The sequence below is a fragment of the uncultured Sphaerotilus sp. genome (genome assembly GCF_963924895.1).
GTDB lineage: Bacteria > Pseudomonadota > Gammaproteobacteria > Burkholderiales > Burkholderiaceae_C > Sphaerotilus.
The window spans coordinates 1-23,970 of the sequence record NZ_CAWURG010000058.1; the positions used below are offsets into that span (position 1 = coordinate 1).

The 23,970-nt window shown below is 69.3% G+C and carries 20 protein-coding genes and 1 pseudogene; 12 read left to right on the top strand and 9 right to left on the bottom strand.

The annotated features are described in order from the left end of the window. The 3 genes from AABN02_RS19855 to AABN02_RS19865 form a co-directional block, all read left to right on the top strand. Window positions 1-3,238: EAL domain-containing protein (locus tag AABN02_RS19855; protein WP_338416646.1), on the top strand; the 3,238-nt coding region annotated here is incomplete at its 5' end. 14 nt (window positions 3,239-3,252) lie between these two features. Further along, complete coding sequence (locus AABN02_RS19860; protein ID WP_338416647.1) at window positions 3,253-3,900, top strand: nucleoside/nucleotide kinase family protein; 648 nt, start codon at window positions 3,253-3,255, stop codon at window positions 3,898-3,900. Window positions 3,901-3,932: 32 nt separating this feature from the next. Further along, entirely contained in the window at window positions 3,933-4,718 is a 786-nt protein-coding gene (locus AABN02_RS19865; RefSeq protein WP_338416648.1) for an SDR family oxidoreductase, read from the top strand. A 9-nt stretch (window positions 4,719-4,727) separates the two neighbouring features. Here AABN02_RS19865 and AABN02_RS19870 read toward each other — a convergent pair whose 3' ends face one another. Together AABN02_RS19870 and AABN02_RS19875 are read right to left on the bottom strand one after the other, a co-directional pair. Then, a complete protein-coding gene (locus tag AABN02_RS19870) occupies window positions 4,728-5,486 on the bottom strand; it encodes an SDR family NAD(P)-dependent oxidoreductase (RefSeq protein WP_338416649.1) in 759 nt (252 codons plus the stop codon). Beyond that, entirely contained in the window at window positions 5,483-6,523 is a 1,041-nt protein-coding gene (locus AABN02_RS19875; protein WP_338416650.1) for a patatin-like phospholipase family protein, read from the bottom strand. The genes AABN02_RS19870 and AABN02_RS19875 overlap by 4 nt, the downstream gene beginning before the upstream one ends. 69 nt (window positions 6,524-6,592) lie before the next feature. Between AABN02_RS19875 and AABN02_RS19880 the strand changes: the two genes are divergently transcribed. After that, complete coding sequence (locus AABN02_RS19880; RefSeq protein ID WP_338416651.1) at window positions 6,593-7,732, top strand: phosphatase PAP2 family protein; 1,140 nt, start codon at window positions 6,593-6,595, stop codon at window positions 7,730-7,732. After that, window positions 7,729-8,361: a CDP-alcohol phosphatidyltransferase family protein gene (locus AABN02_RS19885; protein ID WP_338416652.1), complete on the top strand. Its 633-nt coding sequence runs from the start codon at window positions 7,729-7,731 to the stop codon at window positions 8,359-8,361. The genes AABN02_RS19880 and AABN02_RS19885 overlap by 4 nt, the downstream gene beginning before the upstream one ends. On the opposite strand, the gene AABN02_RS19890 is transcribed toward AABN02_RS19885, so the two are convergent. The 5 genes from AABN02_RS19890 to AABN02_RS19910 form a co-directional block, all read right to left on the bottom strand. After that, on the bottom strand, window positions 8,303-10,135 hold the full coding sequence (locus AABN02_RS19890; protein ID WP_338416653.1) for a bifunctional alpha/beta hydrolase/class I SAM-dependent methyltransferase: 1,833 nt from the start codon (window positions 10,133-10,135) through the stop codon (window positions 8,303-8,305). The genes AABN02_RS19885 and AABN02_RS19890 overlap by 59 nt on opposite strands. Then, window positions 10,132-11,058, bottom strand: a complete 927-nt coding sequence (locus tag AABN02_RS19895; protein WP_338416654.1) for a phosphatidate cytidylyltransferase — start codon at window positions 11,056-11,058, stop codon at window positions 10,132-10,134. Before AABN02_RS19895 ends, AABN02_RS19890 begins: the two co-directional genes overlap by 4 nt. 87 nt (window positions 11,059-11,145) lie before the next feature. Then, the gene (locus AABN02_RS19900) at window positions 11,146-12,354 is read right to left on the bottom strand and encodes an MBL fold metallo-hydrolase (RefSeq protein WP_338416655.1); all 1,209 of its coding nucleotides are present in this window, start codon (window positions 12,352-12,354) and stop codon (window positions 11,146-11,148) included. Window positions 12,355-12,382: 28 nt separating this feature from the next. After that, a complete protein-coding gene (locus AABN02_RS19905; RefSeq protein WP_338416656.1) occupies window positions 12,383-14,551 on the bottom strand; it encodes a hypothetical protein in 2,169 nt (722 codons plus the stop codon). Beyond that, on the bottom strand, window positions 14,544-15,554 hold the full coding sequence (locus tag AABN02_RS19910) for a patatin-like phospholipase family protein (protein ID WP_338416657.1): 1,011 nt from the start codon (window positions 15,552-15,554) through the stop codon (window positions 14,544-14,546). The genes AABN02_RS19905 and AABN02_RS19910 overlap by 8 nt, the downstream gene beginning before the upstream one ends. A gap of 154 nt (window positions 15,555-15,708) precedes the next feature. Between AABN02_RS19910 and AABN02_RS19915 the strand changes: the two genes are divergently transcribed. The 6 genes from AABN02_RS19915 to AABN02_RS19940 all read left to right on the top strand — a co-directional run bounded on the left by AABN02_RS19915 (window position 15,709) and on the right by AABN02_RS19940 (window position 21,971). Beyond that, complete coding sequence (locus AABN02_RS19915) at window positions 15,709-17,643, top strand: B12-binding domain-containing radical SAM protein (protein ID WP_338416658.1); 1,935 nt, start codon at window positions 15,709-15,711, stop codon at window positions 17,641-17,643. Between the two features lie 4 nt (window positions 17,644-17,647). Then, window positions 17,648-17,863 carry an MbcA/ParS/Xre antitoxin family protein gene (locus AABN02_RS19920; RefSeq protein ID WP_338416659.1) on the top strand — a complete coding sequence of 72 codons (216 nt, stop codon included), beginning with the start codon at window positions 17,648-17,650 and terminating at the stop codon, window positions 17,861-17,863. 119 nt (window positions 17,864-17,982) lie between these two features. Further along, window positions 17,983-19,386 (top strand): SUMF1/EgtB/PvdO family nonheme iron enzyme, encoded by a 1,404-nt coding sequence (locus tag AABN02_RS19925; RefSeq protein WP_338416660.1) that lies wholly within the window; start codon window positions 17,983-17,985, stop codon window positions 19,384-19,386. 209 nt (window positions 19,387-19,595) lie between these two features. Next, the gene (locus AABN02_RS19930) at window positions 19,596-20,081 is read left to right on the top strand and encodes an antitoxin Xre/MbcA/ParS toxin-binding domain-containing protein (protein ID WP_338416661.1); all 486 of its coding nucleotides are present in this window, start codon (window positions 19,596-19,598) and stop codon (window positions 20,079-20,081) included. Continuing rightward, window positions 20,078-20,560, top strand: a complete 483-nt coding sequence (locus tag AABN02_RS19935; RefSeq protein WP_338416662.1) for an RES family NAD+ phosphorylase — start codon at window positions 20,078-20,080, stop codon at window positions 20,558-20,560. Before AABN02_RS19930 ends, AABN02_RS19935 begins: the two co-directional genes overlap by 4 nt. 55 nt (window positions 20,561-20,615) lie before the next feature. Further along, window positions 20,616-21,971, top strand: a complete 1,356-nt coding sequence (locus tag AABN02_RS19940) for an SUMF1/EgtB/PvdO family nonheme iron enzyme (RefSeq protein ID WP_338416663.1) — start codon at window positions 20,616-20,618, stop codon at window positions 21,969-21,971. Window positions 21,972-21,987: 16 nt separating this feature from the next. Here the strand turns inward: AABN02_RS19940 and AABN02_RS19945 are convergent, their stop codons facing one another. Further along, on the bottom strand, window positions 21,988-22,134 hold the full coding sequence (locus AABN02_RS19945; RefSeq protein ID WP_338416664.1) for a hypothetical protein: 147 nt from the start codon (window positions 22,132-22,134) through the stop codon (window positions 21,988-21,990). 301 nt (window positions 22,135-22,435) lie between these two features. Here AABN02_RS19945 and AABN02_RS19950 point away from each other — a divergent pair, with 301 nt between their 5' ends. After that, window positions 22,436-23,722, top strand: a complete 1,287-nt coding sequence (locus AABN02_RS19950) for a sensor histidine kinase (RefSeq protein ID WP_338416665.1) — start codon at window positions 22,436-22,438, stop codon at window positions 23,720-23,722. Window positions 23,723-23,834: 112 nt separating this feature from the next. Here the strand turns inward: AABN02_RS19950 and AABN02_RS19955 are convergent. After that, window positions 23,835-23,970 (bottom strand): annotated as a pseudogene (locus tag AABN02_RS19955) (IS1595 family transposase); the annotation flags it as partial.

Below are 23,970 nucleotides of genomic sequence, written 5' to 3' on the forward strand. Positions count from 1 at the left end.
GGAGCGCGTGGCCACGCGCACGCAGGAGCTGGCGCTGGCCAAGCAGGCGGCCGAAGCCGCCAACGAGGCCAAGAGCGCCTTCCTCGCCACGATGAGCCACGAGATCCGCACGCCGATGAACGGCGTGGTCGGCATCGTCGACGTGCTGCGGCAGTCGAGCCTGACGCCCTACCAGTCCGATCTGGCCGACACGATCCGCGACTCGGCCTTCGCGCTGCTGGGCATCCTCGACGACATCCTCGATTTCTCGAAGATCGAGGCCGGGCACCTGACGATGGAATCCGAGCCGGTGGCGCTGCTGCGGCTGGTGGAGGGCGTGTGCGACGCCCTGCAGCCGGTGGCGGCGGCGCGGCGCGTGGTCCTGCAGGTCTTCGTCGATCCGGCGCTGCCGGACTGGATCCTCAGCGATGTGGTGCGCCTGCGCCAGATCCTCAACAACCTGCTGGCCAACGCCGTCAAGTTCTCGGCCGGGCTGGAGCGGGCCGGGCAGGTGCGGGTGCGGGTCGAAGCGGTTGGTGCGGTTGGTGCGGTTGGGGCGGACCAGCTGCGCCTGCAGGTGAGCGACAACGGCATCGGCTTGCCCGAATCCGCGCTGTCCCGCATCTTCGATCCCTTCGAGCAGGCCGAAGGCAGCACCTCGCGCCGCTACGGCGGCACCGGCCTGGGCCTGTCCATCTGCCGGCGGCTGGTGAAGGCCTTTGACGGCGACATCACGGTGCAGAGCACGCCGGGGCAGGGCGCCATGTTCACGGTGACCCTGCCCTTGCAGCACTGCGAGCGGGGCGCAGCCGCCGAGTTCGAGCGCGAGGCCGAACTCTCCGGCCTGCAGTGCCACGTGCTGCTGGACGATCCGCACCAGGCGCGCGACTGGTGCGCCTACCTGAGCGGCGCCGGTGCGCAGGCGCAGAGCTGGTCGGATGCCGAGGCGCTCTGGCGCGCGCTTGGCAGTGTGCGCCCCGATGTGCCGACGGTCGTGCTGTGGCAGACGGAACAGAACCGCGACCCCGCGGAAATGACCCGCGTGCGGCTGCATGGCGAAGCGGTGGCGCCGGGTCTGTGCTGGGTCTGGCTGACGCCGGGCCAGCGGCGCAACCCGCGGGTGCTCGGCCCCGGGCTGGTGATGCTCGACCAGGAGGCGCTGCACCGTGCGGCGCTGCTCAAGGCCGTGGCGCTCTCGGTCGGCCGTTGCGAGCCTGATCCGATCGAGCTGTCCACCGGCGTGTCACCGGGCCGGCGGGCGGTGTCCAGCAGCCAGGACGCGGCGCTGCAGGGCCGCCTCGTGCTGGTGGCCGAGGACAACGACATCAACCAGAAGGTCATCCGCCGCCAGCTGGCGCTGCTCGGCCTGTCGGCCGAAGTGGCGGACAACGGCCTGGACGCGCTGGAGCGCGCCCGCAGCGGGCGCTTCGCGCTGCTGCTGACCGATCTGCACATGCCGGGCATGGACGGCTACGAACTCGCCGGCACGCTGCGCCGCGAAGAAGGCCCTGGCCAGCACCTGCCCATCATCGCGCTGACCGCGAACGCCCTCAGCGGCGAGGCCGAACGCTGCCGCACCGCCGGCATGGACGACTACCTGAGCAAGCCGGTGCAGCTCGAACAGCTCGGCGCCACGCTGGCGCGCTGGCTGGCGCCGGCCGTGTCGGCGCCCGCGATGCTGCTGCCCGGCGAAGGCCCGGTCCTGCCGGTGTTCGACCCCACGGCACTCGCCCAGCTGATCGGCGACGATCCGGCGGTGCTCGAGAGCTTCCGCCACGACTACCTGATCTCTAGCCGCGCCACCGCCGAGCTGCTGCGTGCGGCCGCGTCCCGGGCGGACTGGACCCAGGTTGGCGCCCTCGGCCACCGCCTCAAATCCTCGTCCCGGTCCATCGGCGCGATGGCGCTGGGCGGCTGCTGCGCCGGCATCGAGCAGGCGGGCGCCATCGGCGACGGGATCGCGGCCACCGCGTGGATGCAGCGCTTCGAGAGCGAACTGACCGCGCTGGTGGCCGTGCTCGAAGCGGCCCCGGCCGGGGCGCAGACCATGCCGGCCAGCGTGGACGCCGAGCCCCTGCTGCTGCTGGTGGACGACGATCCCTTCCAGCTCCAGGTCCTGCAGCGCCAGCTGGCGGCGCTGGGCGTCGGCGCGGTCCAGGCCTGCACCTCCGGCGCGAGCGCGCTGCACCGCCTGCGCGGGCGCGACACCTCGGCGATGCTGCTGCTGCTCGACCTGAACATGCCGGGCATGGACGGCGTCGAATTCATGCGCCACCTCGCCGAGCAGCACTACCAGGGCGCGCTGGCGCTCGTCAGCGGGGCCGACCACCGCGTGCTGGAAACGGCCGCCAAGCTCGCCAGCGCCTACCAGCTGCACGTGCTGCACCACCTGCACAAGCCGGTGGCCTCGGCCGTGCTGGGAGAGCTGGTGGCGCGCTGGCGCGGCTTCGTGCCGGCGCAGGTGCGCCACGCGGCCCGCACGCGGACCCCGGAGGAGATCGACCGCGCGCTGCGCGGCAACCAGCTGATCCTGCATTACCAGCCCAAGGTGTCCATGGCGGACGGTGCGCTGGTCGGCGTCGAGGCGCTGGTGCGCTGGCGGCATCCCACCGAAGGCCTGCTCTATCCCGACACCTTCATCACCGTGGCCGAATCCAGCGGCCAGATCGATGCGCTCACCCGCAGCGTGCTCTCGCAGGCGATGGGGCAGGCGCGGCGCTGGCGCGAGGCTGGCATGGGCCTGCGCGTGGCGGTCAATGTCTCGATGGACAACCTGGCGCGGCTGGACTTCCCGGAGTTCGTGCTGCGCGAGGCCGCCCACCACGGCGTGCCGCTGACCGACCTGATGCTGGAGGTGACCGAGTCGCGCCTGATGCGCGACGCGCGGGTGCCGATGGACATCCTGACCCGGCTGCGCCTGAAGCACATCGGCCTGTCGATCGACGACTTCGGCACCGGCCACTCGTCGCTGGCACAGCTGCGGGACATTCCCTTCGACGAGCTGAAGATCGACCGCGGCTTCGTCCACGGCAACCGGGACCAGCCGACCCAGCGTGCCATCTTCGCCGCCAGTCTGGAGATGGCGCACCAGCTCGACATGACCGCGGTCGCCGAAGGCGTCGAGGACCGGGCCGACTGGGACTTCGCGCGGGCGGCGGGTTGCGACATCGCGCAGGGCTACTTCATCGGCCGCCCGATGCCCGCCGACGCGCTGCCGGACTGGATCCGGCTCTGGCGCAAGCGCAGCGAGACGCTCTGACTGACAATCGCGGGATGCCTGCCCAAGTCCCCACCGCCTGCCTCGCCCACCTGGAAACCCTGCTCGCCGACGGCCGTCGGCGTGCGCTGCTCGGTCTGATCGGCCCGCCTGGCGCCGGCAAGTCCACCTTTGCCGCCGCGCTGCTCGCCGCCTGGGAAGCCCGCCACCCGGGCACGGCGCAGGTCGTGCCGATGGACGGCTACCACCTCGCCAATGTCGAGCTGGCCCGCCTCGGCCGCGCCGCGCGCAAGGGCGCGCCGGACACCTTCGACAGCGCCGGCTTCGTGTCCCTGCTGCGCCGCCTGCGCGAGCAGCCCGCGGACGAAACCGTGCTGGCACCCGAGTTCCGCCGCGAGATCGAGGAGCCGGTCGCTGGGGCGATTCCCGTGTTCCCCAAGACCCGGCTGGTCATCGTCGAAGGCAACTACCTGCTGCTCGACGACCCGCGCCTGGGTGCCTGGGGACAGGTGAAGGCGCTGCTGGACGAGGCCTGGTATGTGGACGTGGACCCCGCGCTGCGGCTGGAGCGGCTGGTCGCGCGCCATGTGCAGTTCGGCCGCAGCCCGGAAGCTGCGCGGGCCTGGGTCGAGACCACCGACGAGCCGAACGCACGTCTGATCGAAGGCGCCCGCGCGCGGGCCGACCGTTGCATCGCCTGGTAAGGCAAGACACACAAGACACACAGGGGAATCCGATGGATCTGGGACTGAAGAACAAGACCGCGCTCGTGCTGGGCGCCAGCAGTGGCCTCGGCGCCGCGATTGCGCGAACGCTGGCGGCGGAAGGCGCCCGTGTGGCCGTCGCCGCGCGGCGGGTCGACCGTCTGGACGCCCTCGTCGCCGAGATCGAGGCGGCGGGCGGACAGGCGCTCGCGCTGGCCTGGGATCTGGCGGATCTTGCGCAGATCGGGCCGAACGTCGCCGCCATCGAGGCCCGCTTCGGCCCGGTGGACATCCTCGTCAACAACACCGGCGGCCCGCCGCCGAGCACGGCCGCCGGCCAGCCACCCGAGCGCTGGCTGGCGCAGTTCCAGGCCATGGTGCTCAGCGTGATCGCGGTGACCGACCGCGTGCTGCCGGGCATGAAGGCGCGGGGCTGGGGCCGCATCGTCACCAGCACCTCGTCCGGCGTGGTCGCGCCGATCGCCAATCTGGCGATGTCCAACGCGCTGCGGCTGTCGCTGGTCGGCTGGTCGAAGACACTGGCGCGCGAGGTGGCCCGCGACGGCATCACCGCCAACATCGTGGTTCCGGGCCGGATCGCCACCGACCGCATCCAGTTTCTGGACGAGCAGGCGGCGCAGCGCCAGGGCAAGGACCTCGCGCAGGTGCAGGCCGACAGCGCCGCCGCCATCCCGATGGGCCGCGTTGGTGATGTGCAGGAATATGCCGACGTGGTGGCCTTCCTCGCGAGTGCGCGGGCCTCGTATGTCACCGGGTCGGTGGTGCGGGTCGACGGCGGAATGATCGCCGCGGTCTGAACCCGCAGGCTAGCGTCGGCGTTTCAGCAGCCCGGTCGGCAGCCGGTTCAGCACCGCCACCAGCCAGCGCATCTGCCACGGGAACACATGCACCGGCTGGCGGCGCGCGATGGCCGCGGTGATCTCCCGGACCGCGGCCGCTTCGGACAGCAGGAAGGGCTTGCCGCGGGCATCGCCCCCGTTGAGTTCGCGCAGCCGGGCGGTGTCCATGTAGCCCGGCACGATGGCGGTGACGGCGATGGAAAACGGCGCCAGTGCGATGCGGTAGGTCTCGCACAGGTTCAGCACGCTGCGCTTGGTGGCGCTGTAGAGTGATGCGCCGGGGTAGTCCTTGAGCAGGCCCGCCACCGAGGAGATCGCCACCAGCTGCCCGCGCTGTGCGCTGACGGGCTGTTGCAGCAGGCGCCGGGCCGCGCACGCGAACGCATGGTTCAGGCCGCTGACGTTGGTGGCCAGCAGGCGCAGCGTCGCGTCGGCGTCGAGCGTGTGGTGGCGCGAGTTGAAGTAGGTCCCGGCCGAGACGATCAGCAGGTCCAGCGGCAGGGGCGCGGGCACAAAGTCGGCCAGCGCGTGGTCGATCGCCGCGGCGTCGGCGATGTCGAGCGCATAGCGCTTCAGCTGCGGGTAGGGGTGGGCGGCGTCGGCGTCGATCTTGCTGGGATCCCGGCCGCACACCGCCACGCGGTGCCCCGCCTGCAGGTAGTGCAGCGCCAGGGCCCAGCCGATGCCGCTGGTGCCGCCGATGACCAGGATGTTCAGGGGACTCATGCCAGGCGCTGGCCGCATTGGTGGCCGTAATGCCACTGGGCGTCGACCAGCCGGCGGTAGTCCGCGAGCTGCTCGGGGGCGGCCAGTTCGATGCGGTTCGCTGCCCAGCGGAGGTGTTTGCGCAGCAGGGCGTGCGGCAAGGCGCGGCGCATGTCCGAGGTGTCGACGCTGTGGTGGCCGGGATGGGCGTGGAGATCGGCGGGCTGCATCACGTGGCGCATGCGCCGGTTGCCATCGATGCCCAGCACCGCGCGCAGGGCGGGCGCGGCCAGGGTGTGGTCATAGGGTGCCTTGCGTTCCATGAAGACCTCGTCGGCCAGTTGTCGTGCGATCTCGACGGGCACCAGATCGATGGCGCCGCCAAGGTAGTGCTGGCCCGCGTGCGTATGGCAGCGGAAATAGAACATGTCGGCGATCGACGCCCGCACCGCGTCGGCGACCGGCATGTCCGTGACTGTGCGCAGGTCCGGCGCGATCACCCCGTGGCTCCAGCGCGGATCGTCCATCGGAGCGCGCATGCCCTGCAGCAGCGCGGCCGTGCGGGTGTCGCACAGCACGGTTTCGGCGAAGAGCGGGCGTGCGCCACGTGGCTGGCCGACCTCGTGTTCGCCGTAGAGCAGGGTGCCGGCGATGAAGGCGACGGCCGGTCCGGGGGCGGGATCGGGTGCGGTGGGCATTGGCAGCATCGCCGGAAGCTCGAACAGGTAGTCATTGAAGAGATCCGGCACCCGCGGCGCCGGCTGGCGACTGCAGAACCGTGCCAGCGCACCCGCCAGCGCGCCGCCGAGCGTGGCGCCCGGCCGGGCTTGCAGGCTGTGGCAGAAGGCGTGCATCGCGGGTGAGGCGAGCCAGTCCCGGCGCGCTGCGGCGTCCGGCAGCGCTTGTATGATCGCCGCGGCGATGGCGCCACCACAGCTGGCCAGCAGCACATCGGGCGCGCGGCCCTGCGCCGCCAGCGCCGCATGCAGGCCCAGGTAATAACCGAACCGGAAGCCCCCGCCGGCCATCACCAGGCAGCGCGCGTATCGATGTCCCACCGTCTTGAATCCATCGTAGCCGTTGAAGGGAAGGGGGCGCTGCCTGCGACCTGGCGGCAGCGCACCGGCTTGCTCTTGCTGAACACGCTGGTGTTCACGGCATGCTATCAAACCGCCAACCACCTGGCGGAGCGGGCGCAGGTGTCGCGCCAGATCGCGCTGGCCTTCGAGCGGCAGATTCCGTTCATCGCCTGGATGGTCCTGCCTTACCTCTGCTCGGGCCTGTTCTATGCGGGCAGCTTCTTTCTCGTGCCGGACCGCGCGGCCCTGCGGCTGCTGAGCCAGCGCCTGCTGCTGGCGACGGTGGTGGCCGCGCTGGTGTTCGTGGCCTTCCCGGTGCAGTGCGGTTTCGTGCGACCGGCGGTGCAATCGCCGCTGCTGGCATTGCTGTACGACGGCCTGCGCCTGGTGGACCGGCCGTACAACCAGATGCCCTCGCTGCATGTCGCCTACTGCGTGGTGTTCTGGTTCGCGCTGCGCGACACGCTGGACAGCCGCCCGGCGCGCTGGCTGCTGGCGGTGGCGCTGCTGCTGGTGTCGGTGGCAACCGTCTTCACCTACCAGCACCAGAGCCTGGACGGCGTGGCCGGCGCGCTGCTGGGTCTGGGCGTGGAGCGGTGGGTCCGACCGTGTTCGGACGAAGTGCCGGTGGCCCTGCACTACGCGGCCGCGGCGACCGTCGCCTTGCTCGTCGGCGCGCTGGCTCTGCACAGCCTGCTCGGGCTGTACCTGACGCTGAGCCTGCTGCTGGTCAGCGTGGCCTACGCGCGGCGGGACCGGCAGTTTCTGCACAAGCAGTCGGGGCGCCATCCGCTGTGGGTCTGGGTCCTCTACGCGCCGTATCTGGCGGGGTACCGGCTGACGTGGTGGCTGGTGCAGTGGCGGGAGCGGCACCATGCGCCCGTGGTCCGGGTGTCGGAGCGGCTCTGGATCGGCCGGCGCCTGACCGACCGCGAGGCCGCGCTGCTGCCGCCGGATTGCGTGGTGGTGGACCTGTCCGCCGAATTGCCCGAGACCCCCAGCCTGTTGCGCGCCGCGGCGATCCGCTACCGGCATCTGCCGCTGCTCGACCTCGTGACCCCGGCGCCCGCCGCTGTGGAAGAGATCGTGGCGACGGTGCGGGCCGCGTGGTCAGAAGGCCGCATCGTCTACCTGCACTGCGCGATGGGCTACGAACGCTGTGTGCGGCTGGCAGACTACCTCGCATGAACCTCTCCTTCTCGGTCTACGACCTCAAACCGCAGTTCCAGCAGGCGCTGCGGCCGCTGCTCGCGTCGCTGGTGCGCCGCGGCGTCACCCCGAACCAGATCACCGTGCTGGCCATGGCGCTCTCGCTGGCGTATGGCGTGGCGCTGGCGCTGCACCCGGCGAACCGGTGGCTGTGGGGGCTGTTCCCGGTCGTCATGCTGCTGCGCATGGCCCTGAACGCGGTCGACGGCATGCTCGCCACGGCCACCGGGCAGAAGACGGCGCTGGGCGCCCTGCTCAACGAGATGGGTGACCAGCTCTCGGACGTGGCGCTCTACCTGCCGTTCGCGCTGGTGGCGCAGGTGCGGGCGCCGATGCTGGTGATCGTCGTCGCGGCGGCGCTGCTGGCCGAGTTTGCCGGCGTGCTGGCCGTGCTGATCGGCGCCGCCCGCCGCTTCGACGGCCCGATGGGGAAGAGCGACCGCGCGGTCGTCTTCGGGCTGATGGCGCTGCTGGTGGCGGGTGGCGCGAGGGCGGACTGGTTTGACGGGCTGCTGATGCTCACGCTCGCGCTGCTCGTCTGGACCACCGTCAACCGGCTGCGACAGGCTTTGCGGGCGGCGGCTCGTGGCGCGCCACGGACACCGTGAAGATACCGGCCAGCCCGATCAGGCTCTGCGTCTTGCAGCAGTCGATGCTGGCCACCAGCGCGTCGAGTTCCGCCTGGGGCCGCGGCCGCATCAGCCACGGCTCGCCGCGGTGGTTGTTCAGCGTCTGGGCAATCATCAGCAACTGCGGGTGCCACGGCTGTCCGGTGTAGACCAGATGCCCGCCGGGGCGGAGCTGGCGCTGGATGCCTTGCAGCGACGCCAGCACCGGCGCGTTCTCGGCGAAGAGTTCGTACAGGCCCGACACGATCACGATGTCGAACTGCGACTCGTCGATGGGGTAGCTGTCCGGCGAGAACGCATCGCGGCACTCGTACTCGACCGTGTGGTTCAGCGTGAGCGCCTCGGCCAGCTGGCGGGCCGCGTCCAGATTGGACTGCGCGTAGTCCCGCAGGGTGATGTGCATGGGGCGGTCCTGGAAGCGCTTGGCGGTTTCCAGCACGTAGCGCCCGCCGCCCGCAGCGACGTCGAGGATGCGCAGCGGCAGGTTCGCCGGGTGCGTGGCGATGAGTTCCGACAGGAGCTGCTGCAGGTGCTGCTTGCGCAGCCGGATGCCCCGCCAGCCGATCGCCTGCAGATAGCCCTGGTCGATGAACTTGCCGATGCCGAAGCGCCCGCCGGCTTCGTTGCGGTAGACGTAGTCCAGCGAGGCGCCCGAATCGAAGCCCTGCGTCAGGCCGATCTGCATGCCCTTGCTGAGCGGGCCGAGCCACTGCAGCATCTGGCGCTGGACGGTGTTGGCCGCGCGCTCCAGCGCCGTGCCCAGCGTGCCCCGCTGCAGGTGGCCGAACTGGGCGGCGCTGCGGCTGTTCCGGTCGCCATCCAGGTGCTCCTCGACCGCGGCGATCGGGTGGCCGAAGCAGCCGTCGATGAACTGCCGGGTCGCCTGGATCGCCTCGTCCATCGTCGGGCCCTGTTCGTAGAAGACCGCGTGGAAGCAGTCCTTGAGCACCAGCAGGCGCTTGTGGCGCGAGCCCAGGCGCTCGAAGAACTGCTGCTGCGGCGCCGCGTGCACGACGTAGTCCTTCTCCGCGACCAGCATCAGCACCGGCACGTCGATCGCGAAGGCATCGGCGACGATGCGCTTGGCCGTGTCAGCCAGACCGAGCAGGACCCGGGCGGAGATGCGCTTGGCGATCAGCGGGTCGGCGGCATAGGCGCGGGCCTGCTCGGGCGAATGGGTCAGCATGGACGGGCGGATGTAGCTGGTGACCGCCAGATCCGGCTTGAACCCCAGGGCCAGCCGCAGCGCCGGCTTGGCGAGCGGCACATACAGCTTGATCTGGAACGCCGCCGCCGCCATGACCACGCCGCGCAGGTGCGGCGCGTGGTCGTGGATCCAGGTCGCCGCGATCACCGCGCCGACGCTGTTGGCGATGACGAGCATGTCCTCGGGGGCAAAGCCGTGGACCTCCCGGAGGTGGCGGATGAACCAGTGGAAGTCCTGCACCAGGCTCTCGAAGTCGGGCGCCGAACCACGTTCGCCGGGCGAGTGGCCGTGGCCCCGGGCGTCCCAGGCGAAGGCCCAGTCCCGCAGGCCGGCGAACTGCTCCACCAGCGGCTCGATCCGGCCGGAGTGTTCGTGGCCGCGGTGCAGGAAGATCAGCACGCGCAGCGGCGGCGAGGCCGCGGTGCGGTAGGTGTCGCGGGGCTGCCAGCAGCGGTAGAACAGGCGGGTCTGGTCGAAGGTCTCGAAGCCGGATTCGGAGCGGATCCAGGGGTCGTGGTCGGTGTCGGTGTCTGAGGTGGTGGTCATGGTGCAATCCCGGCGTGGAGCTGGACAGTGAGGAGCAGGGCGTGCAGCAGGGGCGCCGTGAGGACCAGACTGTCGGCGCGGTCGAGTATGCCGCCGTGCCCCGGAATCAATCGCGAGAAGTCCTTGAGTTGCAGCGCGCGCTTGATGGCCGAGAACACCAGGTCGCCAGCGAACCCGCCGAGCGCGAGCGCCGCACCCAGCGCGACCAGCACGGCAGGCGCGGCGAGCTGCAACCGCGTGCCGATGGCCACCGACAGGGCGACGCTCACCACGACGCCACCCGCCAGCCCTTGCGAGGTCTTGTTCGGGCTGATGCCCGGGGCGATCGGGTGGCGGCCGAGGGTCTTGCCGCTGACGAACTGCGCGATGTCGTTCAGGCAGGTCAGCGCCAGCAGGTAGAAGGTCCACGCCAGCCCGGTGCGGCCCAGCGTCGGCAGCTGGGCGAGCTGCACCAGGTGGCCCACGCCGAGCAGCGTGAGCACGAAGGTGCTGACCAGCAGGGGACGGCGGCGCCGGCGGCACAGGCCGACCGCCAGCAGCGCCACCAGCACACCCGCCGGGTGCCAGAGGCTGGTCGCTGGCAGCACGCTGTTCACCCACTGGTCGGCCAGAAACGCGGCCCCGCAAAGACCGAAGAACGGCGCGCGCGGCCCTGGCCAGTGGCTGGACAGCTCACGGACCGCCAGTGCGCAGATGAGCCACACCAGTCCGGTCGACCCCATCGGATAGACCCACAGGCCAGCGGTGAGGACTGGGAAGATCAGCCACCAGGCCTGCACTTGCTGGCGCAGCATGCTGTCGGGGCGGGAACGGGTGAAGGCACGGACGGCGGCGGTGCTGATGCCCAGAAGGCCGTACAAGAGAAACAGCGGGGGCACGATGGCGGGCCATGTGCTGTCGCCGCCTGCGGCTGGAAATGCCAAGGGGTGTGCCTGTCTGATCGAGCTGGTTCCAGCGGATGGCCAGCATCTTCCCCGAAGGCACACCCTCGCGTCCAACGCTTTCAGCGTTCAAAGCGCCAGCACGGTCGCCTGGGCACTGCCGGGTGGATAGTCGGCGACGAAGCCCTCGGCGTGCTGGCGTTCGGGCGCGGCCCACGGCGTGGTGGTGGCACTCTGGTAGTTGAACAGCAGCTGTGCGGGCGCTTCGCCGTGGTGTTCGGCGAGCACCAGATCGACGGTCCGCGCGTTCGGGTGGCCGAACACCGCGCCGCTGGTCGATACCAGATAGCGGGCGCTGTCGAGGCAGGCCAGCAGCGCAGCGTGGATGTTGCGGACGCTGCCGTGGTGCGGCAGCTTGAAACCGCTGAGCGCGAGCCGTCCACTGTCGGACGCCTCGGGCAGGCGGCGGATGGAGGTCTCCAGCACCGAGGCCCAGGCGTCGCCCGCCAGCAGCAGACGCACCGTGGGGCGCTCGCTCGGGTACTCCAGCAGCAGGGCGATGCTGCTGCCGTTGGCTTCGCTGTCGTCGCTGCCGAAGGCGGCGCGAGCTTCGCCGGCCGCGCCGAGCGCATCGTCCAGTTCGCACGCCTCGGGTTCCGCGCCTTCCCCGGTGGCGTCGTCGTTGCGGTCGTCCTCTGCGCCGAGCGCATCGCCCAGCGGCCGCAGATGGCGCGAGGCTTCGAGTCGCAGACGCAAGGCTGCGGTATCGCCCGAGGTGAGCCCGGCGGCCTTCAGGGCCTTGCGCCAGGTGTCCTTCAGCGACAGCAGGCGGTCGTGGTCCGGTGAGAGCAGCGTCAGCCGGCAGGCGCCCGGACCCAGATCGACCACCGGCAAGCCGGCGGCCTCCCGGTCGATGGCGACCAGTCGGTCCGGCCAGCCGCGGTTCCAGACCGCCGTGCCGGTGCGGTGTTCGTAGTCGGCGATCAGCATGCCGAGCAGTTCGCCCTGCAGCGCGCCCAGCGGCTGGCCGGCGGGGTCCGGCACCTGGTCGAGCTGATCGCGGCCGTTGAACCAGATCCGGTCGAAGACGCAGCCCAGCGCCTCGGCGTCCTGCAGCAGCCGCACCACGCCCTCGATGTGGTCGGCGTCGATGTGGGTGATGACCAGCAGGTCGAACCGGCGCTCGGTCTTCGGCACCTGCAGGATGCGCGCACGCAGCGTGGGGTAGGTCCGGCCGGGACCGCCGTCGATCAGGATGCGGCGAGGGTGGGCCGCGTCGCCGTACTCGATCCACAGGCAGTCGCCGTGGGCGGCGGGCAGCATTTCGAGGCGGAACATGGCGGCTCTCCTGGGACGAGGGGCGGGTTCAGTGCACGGGTGCGGCGGTGTCCTGCTGCGGAGCCAAGCGCCATTGGGCATCGCCCAGCGTGACCAGGCACAGCGCCATCAGGTAGCCGCGCCCGAGCATGCGGCGGCGCACCCGGCGCATCACGGTGCCGAAATCGGTGTCCGCGTCGCGCACCGCTGCGAGCTGCCGGACCAGCTCCTGCGCGACCGGCGCCGCGTGCCGGCCGAGCACCTTGGCCAGCGTGCCCAGCACGATGGCGGCGCGCTGCTGCTGGACCCGGCGGGTCAGCGCGACATAGCCCATGCCGCCGTCGGCATCGGCCGCCGTCTGGCAACCCAGCATCAGCACGATCGGGCCGGGGTCGGTGGCGTCGGGGTTGATGTAGCTGGGCAGGAGCTGCTCGCGCCCCAGCCGGGCCTGGGCGTGGGACAGACCCTCGGCGCCGATTTCCAGGTAGTCCAGCCCCTGGTCGACGTCGTGGTGTGGCAGGACCAGCAGCAGCGCCGGATCGGACTGCACCGCCGTCTTCCACTCGACCCAGTCTGCGGCCCGCACCGGGTGGGCGACCGACTGCGTCAGCGCGGCCCAGAGCTGCTCGCGGTCGGCCTCGGGCACCTTGTCGCTGCAGGCGAACAGGGCCGAATCGATGGGGCGCAGGCTGCGGCGGGCGGCGGTCGGCACGGACGCCCCCGCACTGGATGCGGCATCCGGGTCCAGGCGCTCGATCACCTTCTGCAGCGACCAGAAACCCAGCGGGCACACGACCGGCACGCGGTCGCGCTGGTCGTCCGCCAGTGGCACGCGGCTGCAGACCGGGCAGCCCGCCGCGTCCGACTGCAGCGCGTCGCGCCAGCCTGCGCACAGCGTCGCGTCCTCGGCCGGCGCGCCGCGGTCGTAGACAAATTCGAGCGGCACGTGCTCACTCGTGCGGTTGAGCAACTGCAGGCGTTCGCCCGGATCGCGGTAGCCGCTGTCGTGCAGCTGGTTGTAGAGGTTGGCGCCGTGGCGGGCGAGGGTGCGCAGCAGGTTCAGCACGGCCGGGTCGTCCGGATCGAGTTCGTCGGAGGTGGACAGGCCGGCCCTGGCCTGTTTGCGCACCACCACGGTCTCGGTCAGGTGCAGTGTGTCGTTCAGCCAGCGCAGCGCCGTGCCGGAGCTGCCGAGATCGAAGGTGTGGGCGCCGCGGGCGTCGAACAGCAGCAGGCGGGCGGCTGCGTCGGCAGTGGGGGATGGCGGTGCGTCGATCACCAGCGTCCCGTCGACCGCCGGGCTGTCGGCGATGCCGAGCACCTCGCGCCGGCTGGCCTGCACGCGCAGCGAGAGGGTGTGCGCGGGCGTCTCCGGCTCGCCCGCGCGCAGCACAAACCCTTCGAGCCGCACCGCCTCGAAGATCCGGCCGCGGTAGCGGAACACGAGGTCGGCGCTGACATAGCGTTCGCCCTCCGGCACGGTCAGGTGCAGGTTGCAGTCGCCGCTGCGGGCGTCGCGTTCGGCGGGCAGCAGCATCGTCCGGCTGTCGCTGTGGTCCACGCCGCGGCCGTCCTGCCAGTAGAGCTGCGCCTGCAGCAGCAAGCCATCGGCCGGCATGGGAACGTCCGGGATTGGCCGGTCAGCGGCGACTTCCCCGTCCTCCAGCGGGCCGATCCAGCAGCGCACGACGTGCTCGGCGCCAGCCAGAAAGGACTGGCGCCGCGCGCCGCCCTGGAGCAGGCGCAGTTGCACCCGGCGTGCCTCCGGCTGTGGGGGCGGCGCGGCCCGCTGCACTGGTACGCCACGGCTTCGTCCGCGGGTCGGCGCCGATGTCCGTCCGCCGAGCCGATCACCAACCGCACCGAGGGTAGCGAGGATGACCAGTCGCGCGGCAGTGTCCGTGGACTGCATGAGCTGATCGACCGCGTCGCTGATCTGCCCGGCCACGGCCGCTGCGTCGAACGGTGCCGCAGCAGGTTTCGGCCGGACGGCGCGCAGCCGCTCCAGCAGCGCAGTGGCCTGTGTGTCACCCGGCGACCCCGCCGTCGTGTGGCGCTGCAACGCCAGCAATTCGGCGATGAGCTGCGCGAGGGCGTCCGGATCGAGTGGAAACCGGGCCGCAGTGTCCAGTGCGACGAAGCCGACCTGCAGGTCCGGATCGGTAGCGGCCAGGTCCAGCAGTGGCACCAGGGCGTCGACGTCCAGCCAGTCAGCCATGGAGCAGCTCCGGCGTGTAGGTGTTCAGCCGGTGCATCAGCAGGGCGCTGGCGTGGCGCTTCAGCACGGTCATCTCGTCGCCCGACAGGCGCTTCAGGTTGGTGCTGATCGCCGAGGCGAAGGCGGCGTCGCCGGCCTGTGCCTGGCCGATCGCGCTGTCGATCGAGAACCACACCGGCTTCGGCCCGTTCGCCCGCAGCATGCCCAGCTCCAGCCGCTTGAACTGCAGCCCGCGCACCTGCTCCATCAGGATGTCGATGGCCTCGACCAGCACCGCGGCGCTGGACTCGGTCGGCTGCTCGACGATGGAGAAGGGCTTGCCGCCGTCGCTGACGATCACGTAGTCCAGCGCATTGCGGTCGCGCACCAGCGGGTTGACGCCAAGGTTGTCGTACACGCCGCCGTCGGTCAGGCAGATGAAGTCGGCGCCGTTGGCGGGGAAGGCGTCCTGGTCCAATCGCAGCGGCGGGAATACCGGCGGGAAGGCCGACGACGCAGCGACCGCCCGGCCCAGCCGAAAGTGGTCTGCCGGATGAAAACCCATCTCCCATTCGCCCATCTCGGTCGGCTTGCCACCGCCGGTGACGAAGGAGAACAGGTTGCCGGTGGCCAGATTGGTCGCGTTCAGGTAGAGGCGCGGGCCGCCCGCGAGCGCGTCCAGCGTGCAGCCGGCGAAGAGGTCGCGGTCGTAGCTGTCGGCCAGCTTGTCCAGGCGGGTGTGGAAGGGATCGAGCATCCCGCCGAGCACCGAGGACACCGCGATGGAGGCGCTGCGCAGGTACTGCTCCAGCCGGTCCAGCGCCGCGTCCTTGCCCCAGTTGCGGCACAGGAAGGCGCCGGCGATGCTGCCGCCGGAAACGCAAGTCAGCAGGTCCAGCTTCCAGAGCAGCCCCTGGGCCTGCAACTGCCGGAACACCCCCAGGTGAAACGCCGCGGCGCGGAATCCGCCGCCAGACAGTGCCAGTCCGATGCGCTTCTGCGCATTGCCCACGGTGATTGCCATGTTGTGCTCCTTGCTTCGTGCACAACATGGTTCATACGCGTACCAGTCCGGACCGTCAATGCACCGGCCCGCGGTACATCCTTCATCCGGAGGACAAACGCCCGGCTGGCAGAATGGCCGCCCCCAGTCGTCTGCTTGCACCCCGAGCCGCGCCATGTCCGCTACCGTTTCGCAGGCTCCCCTGCGCGTGCTGTCCGTCATCCCGCCGATGACCCAGCTCAACACCCCGTACCCTTCCACCGCCTACCTGACCGGCTTCCTGCGTTCGCGCGGCGTCGATGCGGTGCAGGAGGATCTGGCGCTGGCGCTGGTGCTGCGGCTGCTGTCGCGGGGCGGGTTGCTGGAGATCCGCAAGCGCATCGAAGCGCATCCGCCTAAGCAGCTGACCGAGCCGGTGCAGAGCTTCATGGCCCAGTTCGACCGCTACGTGGCGACCATCGACCGTGTCATCGCCTTCCTGCAGGGCCGCGACGCGACGCTGGCGCACCGCATCAACAGCCGCGCTTTCCTGCCAGAGGGGCCGCGGTTCCGCACGCTCGATGTCTACGTGGACGAGGACGGCGGCGATCCGCTGGCCTGGGCGTTCGGTGCGCTCGGCTTGCAGGACAAGGCGCGGCACCTCGCCACGCTGTACCTGAACGACCTCGCCGACGTGCTGCGCGACGCGGTCGATCCGCGCTTCGAGTTCGTGCGCTACGCCGAGTCGCTCGCCACCAGCCAGCCGACCTTCGAGCCGCTGGCCGCCGCGCTGGCCGCCGCGCCGAACCTGATGGACGAGGTGCTGACCGAGCTGACCCGGGCGGCGGTCGAGCGCCATCGGCCGCGGCTGGTGCTGCTGTCGGTGCCGTTTCCGGGGGCGGTGTACGCGGCGTTCCGCATCGCGCAGGCGGTCAAGGCGGTCGATCCGACGATCGTCGTGGCGCTGGGCGGCGGCTTCGTCAACACGGAGCTGCGCGAACTCGCCGAGCCGCGCGTGTTCGACCACATCGACTACGTGACGCTGGACTCCGGCGAGCGCCCGCTGCTGGCGCTGCTGGAGCACCTCAACGGCAAGCGGTCACGGCAACGCCTCGTGCGCACCTTCGTGCGGGACGCGGACACCGGGCTGGTGCGCTACATCAACTTCGTCGAGCCGGACGTGCCCTTCGCCGAGGTGGGCACGCCGACCTGGGATGGGCTGCCGCTGGACAAGTACCTCTCGCTGCTCGACATGCTCAACCCGATGAACCGGCTGTGGAGCGACGGGCGCTGGAACAAGCTGACGGTGGCGCATGGCTGCTACTGGAAGAAATGCAGCTTCTGCGACGTGAGCCTGGATTACATCTCGCGCTACGAGACGGCGACTGCCGAGACGCTGGTGGACCGCATCGAGGCCATCGTCGCCGAGACCGGCCAGACCGGCTTCCACTTCGTCGACGAGGCCGCGCCGCCCAAGGCGCTGAAGACGCTGGCTGCCGAGCTGCAGCGCCGCGACGTGCAGATCTCGTGGTGGGGCAACATCCGCTTCGAGAAGACCTTCACGCCCGAGCTGTGCCAGGAGTTGGCGGACAGCGGCTGCATCGCGATGTCGGGCGGGCTGGAAGTCGCGTCCGACCGGCTGCTGACGCTGATGAAGAAGGGCGTCTCGGTCGACCAGGTGGCGCGTGTCACCAAGGGCTTCAGCGACGCGGGCATCCTGGTGCACGCCTACCTGATGTACGGCTTCCCGACGCAGACGGTGCAGGACACGGTCGATGCGCTGGAGTACGTGCGCCAGCTCTTCGAGCACGGCTGCATCCAGAGCGGGTTTTTCCACCGCTTCGCCTGCACGGTGCATTCACCCGTGGGGCTGAACCCGGCGGAGTACGGCGTGAAGCTGCGCCCGCTGCCGCCGGTGACGTTTGCGCAGAACGATGTCGGCTTCATCGACCCGACGGGCACCGACCACGACGCGCTGGGCGTGGGGCTGAAGAAGGCGCTCTACAACTACATGCACGGGATCGGGCTGGACGAGGACGTGCGGGCGTGGTTCGGGCATTTGAAGGGGAAGGTGCCGAAGACGTCGGTGGGGCGGAATCGGATTGGGAAGGCGTTGGCGCAGGCGCGCTGAGGGGATGTCGGTGCAATCAGTGGAGCCCTTTCAGTGGCTGTGTGAAGTTGAGCAGATGGCGGTGGACACCTTCGAGTCGGAATCGGAGGCGCTCCTGTGGCTGCGCCGGCCTCATCCGATGCTCGACGGTGAAATGCCGCTGGAGGCAGCCAGAACTGCCTGCGGTGCGCAGCGTGTCAAGGACATCCTGTTGGCGATTCAGCGCGGTGGTGTGGCTTGACGATGGACTAACTCACCATCGAGCGGCAGCCGTTTCGGTTTGATCCGCGGCTGTTTGGGGTTTGAGGGGTGGTGCAGGCGCTGATGTGAAAATATGCTGCGCTGTCACACGCCCCGCCCATGAGCACCCAAAACACCACGATTTTCATCAGCTACCGCCGCAAGGAGAGCCGGGCGCATGCAAGGCTTTTGCTGAGCGCCTTGCAGCCGCACTTTCCGGGGCGGGTGTTCATGGACGTGGACGGGCTGAAGCCGGGGCAGAACTTCCGGGTCCGACTGGAGCAGCAGTTGCAGGGGTGCCGGGTGATGGTGGCGGTAATCGGGCCGGACTGGCACACGGTGACGGACGAAGATGGCCAGCTTCGGCTGCACCAACCGCGTGACTGGGTGCGGCTGGAGGTCGCGACGGCGCTGGGACGGCCGATCCCGGTGATCCCGGTACTGATCGAAAACGCCCGGATGCCCGATGAGCGGCACTTGCCGGCGGATCTGCATCCGCTGCTGGACATCCAGGCGCTGCCGCTGGATCTGGATGGGCATTTTGATGATGCGATCCGGCAGTTGAAGGAGGCTGTGCAGGAGTTTCTGGATCAGTCCGATCCTTTGCCAGCACCAGCGCCCGCTCCATCACCGCCAGCAGTCCCACCACCTCGTCATTCCCGCGAAAGCGGGAACCCACGAAACGAGCCGACGTCGCCTCCCGTGGGTCCCCGCCTGCGCGGGGATGACGGAACGGCGGACTGGTGGAAGCGCCAGATTCCGTGGGCGAAGGCGTATGGAGAGAAGGGCAGCGACGAGTTCGCCACGCCGTGGGCTGACATCGAGATCGGCGGGGTTGTGCAGCGGATGCGGTGGATTGAGGCGGGATCGTTCCTCATGGGTTGCGACTCCGGAGACTCGGACGGCACTGCCGACGAGAAGCCGCAACACCGAGTAACGCTGACGAAAGGCTTCTGGCTGGCGGACACGGCCTGCACGCAGGGGCTTTGGCAAGCGGTGACGGGGCAAAACCCGAGCCATTTCAAGGGCAGCGCCGAATTGCCCGTGGAAATGGTGGGCTGGGATGACGTGACAGGCTTATTCCTGCCGAAGGTGGCGCAGAGGCTGGGCGTGAAAGTCGAACTGCCGACAGAAGCTGAATGGGAGTTTGCGTGCCGAGCGGGGACACAGACGCCATATTGGTTCGGCCAGGGCATCTCGGAAAAACAAGCGCATTTCGATCAGCCTTTTGACAGCGGTCGAACAGTGCCGGTGAAGGCGCGGCCTGCGAACGGGTGGGGGCTGTACCAGATGCACGGGAACGTGTGGGAATGGTGTGCAGGCAGCAATCGCAAGTACAGCGCGCAGGCGGTGGAAAACCCACCGGATGGTCAAGACCAGAATTCCCGCGCCCTGCGCGGCGGCTCGTGGTTCGACCCGGCCGGGCGCGCCCGGTCGGCCTATCGGTTCTTCAACCACCGCGGCCTCCGCCGCCAGAGCATCGGGTTCCGTTTTTCCCTGAGGTCCATCAAGCCAAGCCGGTAAGCCCGGTCAGGCGGAGCCTGGGGAATTTGCCCTTGCGGAGCAGGGGCAGGGTTTTCGGCCGAAGCGGAGCGCCGGCCGGTCCGCGACCGGAGGGAGCGGCGAATTTGTAACGATTCCATTCACCCCGCCCGAAACAACCAGTGGTACTCAAACGCTTCGGGTTGTGCATGGCTTGTGTAAATGCACCCTGATGGTGGTGTAATCGCACCATGCCAAGACCAACCACCACGCCCGCTGCCTTGCCTGCCGATCGTCGCGAGGCCCGGTCGATCATCTGGCGCCTGGTGGAACCCAGCGCACCAGAAACCGCAGGCATCCCACTCACCAGCGCCCGCGCCCACCAGCTCCTCAAGCGTGGCATCTCCAGCCAGACGCTGGGTCCGCTGAGCGAGTTCCTGGGGCTGGGCAAGGGCGTGGTGGCCGAGTACCTGGACCTGGACCGCAGCACTGCGAACCGTCGCGCCACCAAGGGCCAGTTGCTGCCGATGCATTCGGCCGAAAGTGTCCTGCGGCTGCTCGAACTCGACCAGATGGCGGCGGACACCTTCGAGTCGGAAGCGGAAGCGTCCCAATGGCTGCGCCGGCCCCATCCGATGCTCGACGGCGAGACCCCTCTGGAGTGCGCCAAAACCTCCTACGGTGCGCAGCGCGTCAAGGACATCCTGCTGGCCATCCAGTACGGCGGTGTGGTTTGACGACAGTCTGGCGGATCGGCCATTGCGCTGATCCGACGCTGCCCACGGCGGCGGTGCTGGCCAGCTTGGGGCACGGCGCGACGCTGGGCAATGGCCGATGGCATACCCGGGGGCGGCATCCTGTCGTGTATGCCGGGTCGAGCCGGGCGCTTTGCCAACTGGAAAAGCGGGTCCACTGCAACGGCGCGAATCCTCGGAATCAGGCGCTCATGCGGCTGGATCTTCCGGCTGATGCGGTCCTGCTGGATGCGCAGGCGCTGGGCTTGCCGCCGGATTGGCGCGAGGATGAAGCGGGGACGCAGGCGCTGGGGATGGCGTGGGCCAGCGCGGGGTCGAGTCTGGGGCTGTGGGTGCCGTCGACCATCGAGCCAGCGGAAAGCAACCTGCTCATCAACCCGGCGCATCCGCAGTACGGCGCCATTCGGGTGACCGTCGAGCGGCATCCGTTCCGGTTTGATCCGCGCCTGTTCGGGGTGTGATCTGGGCGGGGCGGCGCGAATGTGAAAATGTCTGGCGCTGTCACACGTTCCGCCCATGAGCACCCACCACAACACGATCTTCATCAGCTACCGCCGCAGCGAAAGCCAGTTGCACACGCTGGCGCTGTACCACCGGCTGCAGCAGGAATACCGCGATCAGGTGTTCATGGACCAGCAGACGATGAAGGTGGGCGAGAACTTCCGCCTGCGCATCGAGGGGCAGTTGCAGGGTTGCCGGGTGTTGCTGGCGGTGATCGGGCCGGGGTGGGCGAGCGAGCGGCTGCAGAACCCGCGGGACTGGGTGCGGCTGGAGATCACGACGGCGCTGAAACGGGGCATTGCGGTGATTCCGGTGCTGATCGATGGGGCGCAGATGCCGGGCGAGGCGGAGTTGCCGGAGGATCTGCACGCGCTGCTGGATGTGCATGCGCTGGATCTGGATCACAGGCGGTATTTCGAGCAAGGCGTGGCGTTGTTGTTGGAGGCATTACGGGAGATTCTGGATACCCCCACCCCCCTTCATTCCCGCGAAAGCGGGAACCCACGAACCGAGCCGACGGTGCCTGTCGTGGATCCCCGCCTGCGCGGGGATGACGGAAAGGGCGGGGGTGACGGAGCGGACTGGTGGAAGCGGCAGATTCCGTGGGCGAAGGCGTATGGAGAGAAGGGCAGCGACGAGTTCGACACACCGTGGGCGGACATTGAGATCGGCGGCGCGGTGCAGCGGATGCGGTGGATCAAGCCGGGATCGTTCCTGATGGGCTGCGATCCGGGAGATTCTGGCGGCTATGACGACGAGAAGCCGCAACACCGGGTAACGCTGACGAAAGGGTTCTGGCTTGCGGACACGGCCTGCACGCAAGGGCTGTGGCAAACGGTGACGGGGCAGAACCCGAGCCATTTCAAGGGCAGTGCGGACCTGCCGGTGGAGAGCGTGAGCTGGGACGATGTGACGGGCCTGTTCCTGCCGAAGCTGACGCAGCGGCTGGGCGTGAGCGCCGAATTGTCGACCGAAGCGCAGTGGGAATATGCGTGCCGGGCTGGGGGGCAGACGCCGTATTGGTTTGGCGATTCGGTGACCCCGGCTCAGGTGAATTTCGATGGAACCGTGGGCCGGACGGTGCCGGTGAAAGAGCGACCGGCCAATGGATGGGGGCTGTACCAGATGCACGGGAACGTGTGGGAATGGTGTGCGGGCAGCAATCGCCAGTACAGCGCCGCGGCGCTGGAAAACCCACCGGATGGTCAGGACCAGAATTCCCGCGCCCTGCGCGGCGGCTCGTGGCATGTCCCGGCGCGGGACACCCGGTCGGCCGACCGCCGCGTCCACCCCCGCGTCTCCAGCTCCCGACGCTACGGGTTCCGTTTTTCTCTGAGGTCCATCAAGCCCGGACAGTCCGGCGGAGCCTGAGGCAAACAACCGGCCCTCAGCGAATCAAGCCGAGCGAAACCATGTCCGACGAAGCGGCGCTGCCGTGCTGCGACTGCTGCGGGACATCCACCGGCTGGAACAGCGACACCGACAGCGACATCGCGACCACGAGCACGTAGGGAATCCATCGGGGGCAGGACATGGCGATCTCCCGGAGAGGCCCTTCCGGATGAAGGACATGGTGCCAATATAGGCAGCCCTCCTGTCTGGCGCGATGGGACACCTGCGCGAGCGCGTGTCAGAAATGTCCTACAGATGTCCTGCAGGCGAGGCAACCTGGTGCGTGCGGCCGTCGACAGCGATGTCTACGGAACATCCGGACTCCTTCGATGTTTCGTGATGTACAGCATAGTGTGGGCATGAAGAACGTCATTTCTGGAACGCTCAGGCGCCCGTTTCTGCTCAGACTGTCGGTTCCAGCCGCAGTACTGGTGGCCATCCTGATGCTCTGCATCAGCGAGCTGTCCTACCGGGAGTCCGCCGGGCAACTCGACCAGCTCGTCCTCAAGGGGCAAGTACGGGTCCAGGCCCTGCAGATGCTCCAGCGCATCTCGGATGCTGAATCGGGCAAGCGGGGCTACCTGCTCGTCGGGGGGGCCGAGTACATGGCGCCCTATGTGCGCGCGCACGAGGATGTGCTGCGGGCACTGGCGGAGATGAAACGGCTGTATGCCGGACTCCACGATGCTGCGGGTGAAGCCCGGCGCCTGGAGCTGGTGCGGCTGGTGGATGCCCGGTTCGGGGAAATGGACGAGGTGCTGCGCCTGCATGGGTCCGGAAAGTCGCACCTGGCCCTTGAAATCGTGCGCTCGGGCATCGGCCGCGACCTGATGGACCGGATCCGTGTCGCAGTCGACGAACTGGTGCAGTACGAGAACGCCCGCATCGCGACCGGCTTGAAGAGCGTTTACGAGACGCTGTGGATGAGCCGGATCGGGGTGGCTGCCATGACGCTCATCAGTCTGATGGTGCTGACACTGTTCGTGCGGCAGGGGCGCGAGCTGGAACGGCAGCGTGTCCAGCGGCAGGCCGAGATCGTGGAGGAGCGTGACCGGCTCGAAGCGGAAGTCCTGCGGCGCACCGGCGACCTCACGGAGCTGGCCCGGCACCTGCAGACCGCACGCGAAGACGAGCGCGCGCACCTGGCGCGCGAGCTGCACGACGAGCTGGGCGCGCTGCTCACCACGGCCAAGCTCGACGCAGCCCGCATCAAGCCCAAGCTGCAGCAGACCTTGCCCGATCTGGTGCCCTGCCTGTCGCATCTGACGGAAACGCTCAACAGCGGCATCGCCCTCAAGCGGCGCATCATCGAGGACCTCCGGCCTTCCACCCTCAGCACGCTGGGCCTGATCCCCGCGCTGGAGATCCTCTGCGAGGAAGTCCAGGAACGCGCCGGCCTGGACATCCTGACCCGGTTCGAGCCGGTCAGCCTGTCGTCCAGCGCCGATCTCACGGTCTACCGGGTGGTACAGGAAGCGCTGACCAACATCATCAAGTACGCCCAGGCCAAGACCGTGCAGGTGGAACTGCACAACGAGCAGGAGCGCGTGAGCGTGCGCGTGGAGGACGATGGCGTCGGTTTCGACCTGGCCCGCACCCGCATCGGGAGTCATGGGCTGCGCGGCATGCGTTTCCGTGTGGAATCCGAGAACGGCCGGCTGGAGATCGCCTCCCGCGCCGGGCAGGGCACCGAGCTGAAGGCCTGCCTGCCCCGCGTGGTGCAGGGGTAGGGGTAGGACGGTACCTACGCGCACGCGCCCACCGATCCGACACGGCATCGCGGCGCGGTCTGCCCCCTGCGGGGTTGGGCGGCTCCTAAAGTGGACCCATCGCGACACCTGATTAGCAACGATCCTCAGCATTCCCCCGAACGACCCGCTGAGCCCGAGGCTTGCACCGCGAGACATCCATGATGAGTCGAGCCACCAGCCCGCGCAGGTCGAATCGACGGTTGAAGCGGTAGGCGAACGCTGCCAGA